Below are 10,624 nucleotides of genomic sequence, written 5' to 3' on the forward strand. Positions count from 1 at the left end.
TGTGTTTTCGAGCCGGCGGCCCGGCTTTCAGACGGCCTTAAAAAGTATAGCGCAGCCCCACATTGAAATGGCGGCCGGGTGCGGTGAAGGCGTCGGCATTGGTGGCGTTGAAAGAAGAGGGAACGTCGCGGCCGAGCGATTGGTCGAAGCTGCCTGCATAAGTGCTGCGGGCGGCCAAGTAGGAAATGTCGCCCCAATCCCAATATTTTTGGTTGAAGAGGTTGGCTACGCCGGCCGAGAGGCTGAGCTTTTTGGTGGGACGCCAATAAGCGCCCACATCCACCAAGGTATAGTGGCGGGTGGGGTTATACATATTGCCGCTGATTTGATCGGATGATTTGCCGTTGGCGCGGGTGAGCAGCACATTGCCGCCCCAGCGTTCGGTGTCGTAGGCGGCGCCCAGTTGCAGCTTGAGCGGCAAAATGCTGTTGATGGGCTGCTTGCCGCCGTTGTTGTCGCCGCTGCCATCGGTGTCGGCGCTGTTTTTGGTGTAGCCGCGGGCGAAGGCGAGATTGCCGTTGAGCGTCCAGCGTGGGGCGAATTTCCATGCGGCCTGCATTTCGGCACCGTAAATGCGCGCGCGGTCGAAGTTGTGGTATTGAATCAGCCACAATTGGCGGCCGGGAATGTAGGTTTGCTGGGTTTTGTAGTCGATAAAGTTTTTATAGAGGTTGTTGAAGGCGGCCAGCCGGTATTCAACGGTGCCGGTGTTGCCGCGCACGCCTATTTCGAAGTTGTCGGCATATTCGGGCTTGAGCCGTGCATTGCCGATAATCGAGTAAACATTATTGATGCCCCAAGAGCTGGAGATTTGCTGGGAAGACGGGGCATGAAAGCCGCGCGAATATTGGGCATAAGGCTGAAAGGCGGCGGAATGTTTCCACACAGCGCCGATGCGCGGGCTCAGTGCGTAGCGGTGTTGTTTTTGCACCTGGGCAATGTCGCTGCTGATTTGTTGGTAGTCGGCTGCATCGGGGCTGAGTTGATAATAGTCGGCGCGCAGACCCGGTTGCAGCAGCCAGGTTTCGAAATCAATGTTGCCATCGGCATAAAGGGCGGCGGTGGTGCGCACGGTGTCGGCGGAGGGGTCGTGTATCGGGCTGAAGGGGCTGTTGGCGGCAGGCGTTTGCACGGCATCGTAGCGTAAATCGTGACGGGCAAATTGCAGGCCGTAGCGCCAATCTTGATTCAGACGGCCGGTATTGATGTGGCTGAGCGCTTCGCTGCGCACGCCCCACACAAGGTCGCGGGCGGCACCGGTGTCGGTGCGCGCGCTGCGGCTGTTGCTGCGTTGGCGCAGATTGTCGGTGCGGCTGTCTTGCCAGTAGATTTGGCTGTCGATTTGCTGCAAATGCCCCTCTTCGCTTTGGTAGCGGTGTGCCAGCGAGAGGCGGTTGCGGGTTTGGCTGTCGCGGGTGCGGTCTTCCGTGTAAGTGCCCAGCTGCGAGCGCTGATCCAGCCATTGATGGCGGCGCAAATGCTCGCCGGTGAGGCTCAGGCGGTGTTCGGGTGCAATCTGGAAATGGTGTTTGGTGAGGAAATAGCGGCTGTTGTAGTCTTGCGGGTCGGCTTCAGTGCGGCTTTGGCCGTCGCCGCCCACATGGCCGCGGGTTTCGGTTTCGTGGCCGAGGCGGTAAGTGCCCATTAGCATACCCTGCCAAATGCCGGTGCTTGCTGCTGCGCCGCCGCCGATATGGCGGCTGCTGTCGGCACTTTGATAGCCGCTTTGCACATAGGCGCCGAAATTTTCGTTTTGCAGCACATCGGCCGGCTCCAGTGTTTTAAACTGCACCGAGCCGGCCAGCCCTTCGGCTTCGGCGCCGCGCGCGATGGTGGTGGCACGCAAGGCGGTGGGTTCGATAAAATTACCGCGCCCGAAAGCGAGCCCGGCTGAGGCGAAAATCCGGCTTTCCTGCGCTTCGGGCAGGGGAATGCCGTCCATGCTCATGCCCACGCGGTTGCCGCTCAGGCCGCGGATATTCACCGAATCATTGCCTTGGCGGGTGCGCTGCAAGGCGCTCACGGCCACGCCGGGCTGGTTTTTCAGCAAGGCTTTCAAATCGGCAGGTTGCTCGCGCTCGATTTGTGCGGCACCGATTTCGCTTACCGTGCGCGCAGGCGCGGTGGCCTGCACATTGACGGTGGGCAGCTCGATGGCGGTGTCGGCGGCATAAAGGGTGCTGCTGCAGGTGGCAAGAACGAAAGAGAGTCGGGTGAGTTGCATCGGGTTTCCGTGTGTGTATTGTTTTAAAGTGCCGATATTATAAATAATAATTATTTTTATTCAATGTAATATTTTTGAGAGCGGCGGCAATTTTTTCAGACGGCCTTGTGCGCACGCACCGCTTGGCCGAATTCTGCTAAAATTGCGCTCCGATTATCCGGCCGCCGATACAGGCCGTCTGAAAGCCCAATAGCCCGCAAATGAATATTTTTTATGAAGAATCCGGCCAATTCAAAGTGGCCGCCGTGGTGCAGAAAAACGATGCCACTTATCAGGTCGACACCCAACACGGCAAGCGCACCAAGGTGAAAGCCAATAATGTATTTGCCGAATTCGAGATGCCGATGGCTGATTTTCTGGAAAAAGCCCAAGCCGAAGCGGCCGAAATCGACACCGATTTGCTGTGGGAAGTGTGCGGCGAAGCCGAATTTTCCGCCACCGCCATTGCGGAAGACTATTTCGGCCATGCGCCGAGCCAAATCGAGCTGGCCGCCACGCTGATGGCGCTTTATGGCGCGCCGATGTATTTCTATAAAAAAGCCAAAGGCGTGTTTAAAGCCGCGCCGGAAGAAACGCTCAAGCAGGCTTTGGCCGCCATCGAGCGCAAAAAGCAGCAAGATGCGCAAATCGAAGCGTGGGCGGCCGAGCTTCAGCAAGGCGGCCTGCCCGCCGAAATCGGCGCCGATTTGAAAACCATTCTGCACGCGCCCGACAAACAAACGCTCACTTATAAAGCCTTCACCAAAGCGGCCGATGCCATGAAGCTCTCGCCCCTAGCTTTGGCGCAGCAAAGCGGCGGCGTGGCTTCGATTCCGCAATATTTGCGCGACGGCTTCGAAATGAAATATTTTCCGCGCGGCATTGCCTTTGCCGATTTGCCCGTGCCCGCTTTGGCTGATTTGCCCCGCGCCGAAGTGGAAGCCTTCTCAATTGACGATGACGCCACCACCGAAGTGGACGATGCCTTGAGCCTCACCGATTTGGCCGGCGGCGGCAAACGCGTGGGCATACACATTGCCGCACCCGCGCTGGCCATCGCGCCCGGCAGCGACATGGAAAAAACCATCGCTGAGCGCCAAAGCACCGTGTATTTCCCCGGCGACAAAATCACCATGCTGCCCGAGAATTGGATCGCCGCCTTCAGCCTCGATGCCGGCGGCTACCGCCCCGCTGTGAGCATTTATTTCGATGTGGATGCCGATTTCAACGTCAGCGCGCCGGGGTGCAAAATCGAAGCGGTAAACATCGTGGAAAACCTGCGCATTCAGGCCATCGAGCCGCATTTCAATGCCCAAAGCGGCCTAGATGCCGAGGGCGCAGCCCTGTTTGCCCACCACCGCGATTTGATTTGGTTTTACCAATTGGCCATCGCCCGCCAAAAAGCGCGCGGCAAATACGAGCCTGAGCGCGCCGCACAATATGATTACAGCATCGAATTGGCTTCAGACGGCCTGGTTTCCGTGGCCCGGCGCGAGCGCGGTTCGCCCATCGACACCTTGGTGAGCGAAATGATGATTCTGGCCAACAGCACTTGGGCCCAAATGCTCGACCAAGCCGGTCTGCCCGGCCTTTTCCGCGTGCAGCCCGCGGGCAAAGTGCGCATGAGCACCCAATCCGAGCCGCATATCGGCATGGGCGTGCAGCATTACGGCTGGTTTACCTCGCCGCTGCGCCGCGCCGCCGACTACATCAACCAAAAGCAGATCATCAGCCTGATTGACCCGCAAGCCGCGCCGCTTTATCAGAAAAACGATGCCGATTTATTCGCCGCGCTGCGCGATTTCGACACCGCCTATTCGGCCTATGCCGATTTCCAGCGCCAAATGGAAGCCTATTGGAGCTTGGTTTACTTGCAGCAGCAAGGCATTAAAGAATTAACCGCCACGCTTTTGAAAGACGATTTGGTGCGCATCGACGGCCTGCCCATGGTGGCGCGCGCCAGCGGCATTCCGTTTGACGCTCTGCCGCGCTCGCAAATGAAAGTGGCCGTGGCCGAAGTGGATGCCGACAAGCAGTTTATCGCACTCAATTATCTGAAAGCCGTGGCACCGCCGAATGCCGCGTGAGAGGGTGAAACAAAGGCCGTCTGAAACCCTTTTCAGACGGCCTTTGTTCTGCTTTCAGCTTGACAAGTTTCCTGCATCACTCTATGATTAACACTAATAACCCCCCCTTCTCTGAGAAGCCAAAGGCTGGTGCAGTACAGAGTTGGGGGCTTTCTTTTTTTAGCTTGATTCACCTCTTCCACAGCTGCCAACGTTCCAGATCCATACCATCAGGAATGCCGAAGCGCTTGAGATTTACCCTTGAATTGTAAATTCAAGTTGAAAACCGATATTACGCCCCGCCCACCAATATCTTCTATAATCCCCGATATTCCTATCAAACTTCAAACAGAAAACCCTCCATGCAAAAACCGGAAACCCTATCCCTAGTCACCCACGCACTCGACACCTGGCAGGCGCAGCTGTGGCGTGCGTTGCCGGATATGGTGTCGGCGCTGATTGTGCTGCTGATTTTTTATGTGCTGGCGCGGCTGCTGCGCCGGGCGGCGGTGCGGGTGTATGCGCGGCTGTTTCCGCATAATAAAACGGGCAAGCTGGTGGGCTCGGTGGTGTATGGGGCGATGTGTTTTTCGGGTGTGGTGCTGGCGCTGGAAATTTTGAATTTGGCCAGCTTTATCACACATATGCTGGCCGGCGCGGGCATTATCGGCATTATTGCGGGCTTTGCGCTGAAAGATGTGGCTTCTAATGCGTTTGCCGGCTTTTTGCTCAAATCGCAGCGGCCTTTTGAGGTGGGGCAATGGGTGAACATCAGCCAATATGTGGGCACGGTGCAGGAAATCGGGCTGGTCACCACGGCGGTGCAAACCATTGAGGGGCAGATGGCTTATGTGCCCAACCAGTTGGTGTATAACGGGGTGTTTTTGAATTATTCAACGTTGGGCAAATGGCGGATTACGCTTTCCAGCGGCGTGTCTTACGGCGATGATCTGGCGCATGTGCAAAGCGTGGCGCTCGCGGCGGTGAAGGGCTTGGATTGTGTGGTGGATAAAGAGGATATAGCGTTTTATTTCACCGATATCGGCGATTCGGCTTATTTGTTTCAAATTTGGTTTTGGATTGATTTTCAGCAATATCCGCATTATATGCAGGCCAAAAGCGAGGTGATTATGCAGCTGAAACAGGCGTTTGCCGAGGCGGATATTGATATTGCCTATAATGTGACCACGCTGGATTTCGGCGTGAAAGGCGGGGTGAATCTGTTTGACAAGGCGGTGCAGGTGCGCGATGTGCAATGATGTGTGAATAAAAATGAAAGGCCGTCTGAAAAGGGTTTTATGCCCATTCAGACGGCCTTTTCCATATTTGATTATTCTGTGGCTCACAACAAAGCTTCCGGCGATTCCGGCAAAATCTGGCCGCCGTCCACCACCAGCGCCTGCCCGGTGATGTAGGCGTTTTCGCGGGCGGCGAAAAAGGCGGCGGCGTAGCCGATGTCTTCGGGGCGGCCGAGGGTGTGGGTGGGAATGGCGGCCTTCATTTGCTCAAGATAGGTGTCGCCTTGCGCTTGCAGGCCTTCGGTGAGGATGTTGCCGGGCTGGATGGCGTTGATGGTGATGCCGTGGCGGGCGTATTCGAGGGCGGCGCTGCGCATAAAGCCGAGTTGGCCGGCTTTGCTGGCACCGTAATGCGCCCAGCCGGGAAAGCCGGTGATGGGGCCGGTGATGGATGAAGTGATGATGATGCGGCCGTAGCCTTGCGGTTTCATTTGCAGCAAGGCCGCCTGCACCATAAAAAACATGCCTTTGAGGTTGACGTTTTGCATGGTGTCCCAGTCGGCTTCGGTCATGTGTTCCAAATCGGCTTGCGGGAAAATGCCGGTGTTGGCGCACAAAATGTCCACACGCCCGTATTGCTGCACCACTTGCGCAATCAGGCGGCGGCAGTCGGCTTGGCGGGTGACGTCGAGCGGGTAAAAGTCGGCACCCAACGCTTGGGCGGTGGCTTGGCCGGCGGCTTCGTCGATGTCGGCCACCACCACAGTGGCACCGGCCTGCCGCAGCACGGCGGCAATGCCTTTGCCGATGCCTTTGGCGGCACCGGTAACGATGGCGATTTGGTCTTGCAGGCTGAATAAGGGCAGGTTCATAGCGGGCTCCTTTTTTGGGGTTGATAAATTGAGTTTATCAAAATTTATTTTTTATTTCAAATAGATGTGGGATGGCCTCAGTGTTTTGTCGGTGCTGTTTAAAGGCCGTCTGAAAACTTTCAGACGGCCTTTAACTCAATATTTTGAAAAATCCGCGCAAGCGCATTGAAGCGGCCGCCAAATTCCCTTACCCTTATCTCTCTATCATCTATCAAACCAGCGGAGCCTGCCGATGAACAAAGCTGCCGACCCGATTGCCGCCGCGCTCGGGCAAACCATTGCTGAACGCGGGGCGGATTATTACCGCAGCGGCAAAATTTTATCGGTGCAGCAGCAAAGCGATGGCGCTTGGCGGGCGCAAGTGGCCGGCAGCAAGCGGCAGGTTTATCGGGTGCAGCTGCGCTTTGGCGCCGATGGTGCCATCCGCCAGGCTTTGTGCGATTGCCCTTATGATGCTTTGTGCAAACATATTGCGGCGGTGTGGTATGCCGTTTCATCCGGTGAGCCGCCCGAATTGCCCAAAGCGCCGGCGCTGAAAAAGCCGGCCAAGCCGCGTGCGGTAGCGGCGAAGATGGGCTCGGCAAAGGCGCAGGCATTGCTTGATGAGGCGCGCGCCTTATTCCGCCGCTATGCGCGCGGCTGCGATTATCGGCAGAGCGGCGATTTGGGCGATGCGGTGTGGACGCTGCTGGAAGATGCCGATGTGTTGTTTGATGAAGATGCGTTTGGCTTTCACCAAACCGTGTATCAGCGGCTGAACAAAATTATCCAATATTCCGATGATTCAGACGGCATCTTGGGCGATGCGATTTTTCACTGCATCGAAATGAGCAACACGATTTATCGGCAAGCCGAGCCCAAATTGCGCGCCAAAATCGAAAAATTTTGGCAGAGCATATTGGCCGACTCTGATGAGCATTGGATTGTGTTTGATGAAACCATCGCGCTGTGGCAGGCTGCGTTATGCGAATCGGGTCGCGCCGATGCCGTGCTGGCTTGGCTCGACGCGCAATACACGCGCTTGAAGCGCGACGGCTATGAGCGGGAGCGCCTGATTCTGCGCAAATATGAAGTGTTGGCATTTATTGATGCGGCGCAGGCGGAAAAATGGCTGCAAGATCATTTGAGCATTCCCAAAATGCGGCGCATTGCCGTTGATAAGCTGATGGCGCGGCAGCAATGGGCGCAAGCCGAGCGCTTGTTGGTGCAGGGTTTGGAAAAGGCGTTGGCCGGGCATCAACAAGGCATGGCGAACGAATGGCGCGCGCTGCTGCTCGAAGTGGCCACGCAAACCGGCCAACAGCAGGCCGCGCAGGAATATGCCGCAGCGCTGGCCTTTGGCGGCTATAGCATTGATGAAAACTATTATCAGCGCTGGCGCGCGCTGATTTCCGCCCAAGATTGGCCGGGTGCATTTGCGCAGCAGGAAATAAAATTGCAGCAAAACCACGTTCGGAGCGATGCGCTGGCGCAGCTTTATGCCTTGGAAAACTGCACGCAAAAATTAGGCGGCTTATTGCAGCAAACCCATCAAGCGCATTTGCTGGAACAATATATCGACTGCTTGGACGAAGCGCAGCAAAATAGCGCAGCCTTGCATTGGCTTGAGCTGATGGTGGCAGAAGCCGCTATGCTCGCGGAGCGCAAGAAGTATGCCGAGTGGGTGAAGAAGCTCAACCGCCTGTATGATCGCTTTGCCGTGGTGCGCGAGCCGATGGCCGTGCAAATGGAAGCGGCGCGGCAAATTTATGCTAGGCGACCGGCGATGTTGCAGGAAATGCTGCGCTTGAAAGCGGTGAAATAGCTTGAACGAGCGGGCGTTTGTGCGCCCGCTTGATTATGGGGTTAATAGGGTTTGCAAATGAATCAGGCCGTCTGAAACTTTATTCAGACGGCCTGTTTTATGATGGGCAACGGTCGGCAGCCCTGCTCAATAAGCCAGCAGCATCACCGGCTTGGGCAGCGACACCGATTGGCCGGCATCGGCGAGCAGGCCGGTGTGCGTGTTCACGCGGTAAACTTTCACCGAATTGCCGTCGCGCGAGGCCACTAAAAGCCAGCGGCCGCTTTTGTCGATTAAAAAATCGCGCGGGTGGGCATCGGTGGCTTGTTCGCCCACTTTGCTCAGCAAGCCGTCGGCGGCAATTTTGAAGATGGCGATATTGTTGGTGCTGCCGCGGTTGGAGGCATAAAGGTGGCGGCCATCGGGCGAGATTTTAATGGCGGCGCTGCCTTTATTGCGCTCGCCGGGCGGCAGAATATCGGTGGATACCACCGTTTGTTTGTGCACCAACGTGTTGTTTTCAAAATGGAACACGGCGATATTGCCCGCCCATTCGTTGAGCACATACACAAAGCGCTCATCTTGGCTGAACACCAAATGGCGCGGCCCCTCGCCCTCGCCCAAACGGTAAACGCGCGGATCTGCCTGCAGCGGCTGCATCGCGCCGGCATCAAAGCGGTATTGGTAGATGCGGTCGTTACCCAAATCGGTAACCAGCATCAAATCGTTGCGCGGCCCGAACACGGTGGTGTGGGCATGCGGCTGGCGGCCGAGGTTGGGCAGGGTGAGCGATTGGCGCGGCGGGCTGATGCCGCCTTGTGCTTCGAGATCATAAAGGGAAACATTGCCGCTGCTGTAGTTGGCCACGGCCAGATGGCGGCCGCTGTGATCCACGGCCACATAGCAGGCGGCGCTGCCGTTTACCGGCTGGCGGTTGATAAAGCTTAAGCTGCCGTTGCGTTTGTCGAATCTAAAAGCGGAAACTTCATCGTTTTGGCTGCTGTTTTCATTCACAGCGTAAAGGAAATCGCGGTTTTTCGACCACGCCAAATAAGAAGGATTGCGCACATTTTGCGTGTTGCCCACGCGTTTGAGCGCGCCGTTTTGAGGGTTGAACGAAAGCGTGTAAATGCCGTCGGTGTGCACTTCATCGGTGTAGCTGCCCACCAGAATATAGCTCTGCTCGGTGCTTTGTGCCGCGGCCAGCGCCGATGCGCCCAGCAGCAGCGCAGATAAAAGCTTTCTCATGATTTGCCTCCTTTGTGGTTATCTTTGATTAGAGGGTAAAAATTTGCATAGGTTGCCGAATAGTCATTCTTTTCTATTTGGATTGTAAATTCAAGCAGAAAAGAGCTGTCCGGTTAAGAAAAGCTTTTGGGTATTTTGATTTTTTATTGTTCAGGTTTCAGCTTTGAATAAATGCCAATAGATCCGGATTAATCACATCGGCATTTATTGTTAACATTCCATGAGAATATCCCGGATAAACTTTCAACGTGCCATTTTGTACCAATTCGGCTGACAATTTTCCTGAAATTTCAAATGGCACAACCTGATCGTCATCACCATGCAAAACAAGCACGGGGACAGAAATTTTTTTCAAATCTTTAGTAAAGTCGGTTTGAGAAAATGCCACAATGCCGTCGTAATGGGCTTTGGCGCCGCCCATCATCCCTTGGCGCCACCAGTTCTGTATTACTGGTTCTGAAGGTTTTGTATCCGGGCGGTTAAATCCATAGAAAGGACCTTCGGGTATGGCACGATAAAATTCAGCACGGTTTTTAAAGAGCTGATTTTGGAAGTCGTCAAAAATTTCTTTCGGCAATCCATTCGGATTTTTATCGGTTTTGACCATCAACGGTGGCACAGCACTCACCAATACTGCCTTGGAAACATGAGCTTCACCATGTTTGGCAATATAATGTGCAACCTCGCCGCCACCGGTTGAATGGCCGATGTGCACCGCTTTGTCGATGCCTAAATGTTTGACCACAGCCGCAACGTCATCTGCATAATGATCCATATCATGACCATCCCATACTTGAGACGAGCGGCCATGGCCACGGCGGTCATGTGCGACAACACGATATCCTTTTCCGAGAAAATATAATAATTGTGCATCCCAGTCATCCGAGCTGAGCGGCCAACCATGATGGAAAAATAATACTTCTGCATCACGCGGCCCCCAATCCTTGTAGAAAATTTCAACGCCATCGTTTGTTGTGATGTAGGCCATGATATAACTCCTCAATAATTATCTAGATGGATTGAGCAATTTGCTCAATTGTCATATTGCCTGAAAGTGCTTGGTTTAACCATTCAAGTTAGACCAAGGCCGTCTGAAAAAATTGAACTGCCCTCATAATATTGGACATTTTTAAGCCACTAAATCAATCATTCTTCAAGCGGCGGTTGCAAACTGGGTTCTGTATGCCACAGGACTCAGTTTTTTCAATTTCAAA

7 protein-coding genes are annotated in these 10,624 nt (G+C 55.0%); 3 read left to right on the forward strand and 4 right to left on the reverse strand.

Annotation, left to right across the window (positions count from 1 at the left end):
- Nucleotides 1–37: 37 nt before the first annotated feature.
- Nucleotides 38–2,224: a TonB-dependent hemoglobin/transferrin/lactoferrin family receptor gene (locus EV680_RS05555; RefSeq protein WP_132953752.1), complete on the reverse strand. Its 2,187-nt coding sequence runs from the start codon at nt 2,222–2,224 to the stop codon at nt 38–40.
- Nucleotides 2,225–2,424: 200 nt separating this feature from the next.
- Between EV680_RS05555 and EV680_RS05560 the strand changes: the two genes are divergently transcribed.
- The gene (locus EV680_RS05560; protein WP_132953753.1) at nt 2,425–4,290 is read left to right on the forward strand and encodes a ribonuclease catalytic domain-containing protein; all 1,866 of its coding nucleotides are present in this window, start codon (nt 2,425–2,427) and stop codon (nt 4,288–4,290) included.
- 341 nt (nt 4,291–4,631) lie between these two features.
- Nucleotides 4,632–5,528 (forward strand): mechanosensitive ion channel family protein, encoded by an 897-nt coding sequence (locus EV680_RS05565; protein WP_132953754.1) that lies wholly within the window; start codon nt 4,632–4,634, stop codon nt 5,526–5,528.
- A gap of 83 nt (nt 5,529–5,611) precedes the next feature.
- On the opposite strand, the gene fabG is transcribed toward EV680_RS05565, so the two are convergent.
- The gene (gene fabG / locus EV680_RS05570) at nt 5,612–6,379 is read right to left on the reverse strand and encodes a 3-oxoacyl-ACP reductase FabG (protein WP_243650341.1); all 768 of its coding nucleotides are present in this window, start codon (nt 6,377–6,379) and stop codon (nt 5,612–5,614) included.
- A 232-nt stretch (nt 6,380–6,611) separates the two neighbouring features.
- Between fabG and EV680_RS05575 the strand changes: the two genes are divergently transcribed.
- Nucleotides 6,612–8,183, forward strand: a complete 1,572-nt coding sequence (locus tag EV680_RS05575; RefSeq protein ID WP_132953755.1) for an SWIM zinc finger family protein — start codon at nt 6,612–6,614, stop codon at nt 8,181–8,183.
- A gap of 126 nt (nt 8,184–8,309) precedes the next feature.
- Here EV680_RS05575 and EV680_RS05580 read toward each other — a convergent pair whose 3' ends face one another.
- Nucleotides 8,310–9,410: a lactonase family protein gene (locus EV680_RS05580; protein ID WP_132953756.1), complete on the reverse strand. Its 1,101-nt coding sequence runs from the start codon at nt 9,408–9,410 to the stop codon at nt 8,310–8,312.
- Nucleotides 9,411–9,567: 157 nt separating this feature from the next.
- Nucleotides 9,568–10,398 (reverse strand): alpha/beta fold hydrolase, encoded by an 831-nt coding sequence (locus EV680_RS05585; protein ID WP_132953757.1) that lies wholly within the window; start codon nt 10,396–10,398, stop codon nt 9,568–9,570.
- Nucleotides 10,399–10,624: the final 226 nt, after the last annotated feature.

This window comes from Uruburuella suis (genome assembly GCF_004341385.1).
Taxonomy (GTDB): Bacteria; Pseudomonadota; Gammaproteobacteria; order Burkholderiales; family Neisseriaceae; genus Neisseria; species Neisseria suis.

Excerpts from the sequence above, each read along its gene's own strand:
- EV680_RS05555 (WP_132953752.1), bottom strand. The coding sequence starts at position 2,224 with ATGCAACTCACCCGACTCTCTTTCGTTCTTGCCACCTGCAGCAGCACC.
- EV680_RS05560 (WP_132953753.1), top strand. The coding sequence starts at position 2,425 with ATGAATATTTTTTATGAAGAATCCGGCCAATTCAAAGTGGCCGCCGTG.
- EV680_RS05565 (WP_132953754.1), top strand. The coding sequence starts at position 4,632 with ATGCAAAAACCGGAAACCCTATCCCTAGTCACCCACGCACTCGACACC.
- fabG (WP_243650341.1), bottom strand. The coding sequence starts at position 6,379 with ATGAACCTGCCCTTATTCAGCCTGCAAGACCAAATCGCCATCGTTACC.
- EV680_RS05575 (WP_132953755.1), top strand. The coding sequence starts at position 6,612 with ATGAACAAAGCTGCCGACCCGATTGCCGCCGCGCTCGGGCAAACCATT.
- EV680_RS05580 (WP_132953756.1), bottom strand. The coding sequence starts at position 9,410 with ATGAGAAAGCTTTTATCTGCGCTGCTGCTGGGCGCATCGGCGCTGGCC.
- EV680_RS05585 (WP_132953757.1), bottom strand. The coding sequence starts at position 10,398 with ATGGCCTACATCACAACAAACGATGGCGTTGAAATTTTCTACAAGGAT.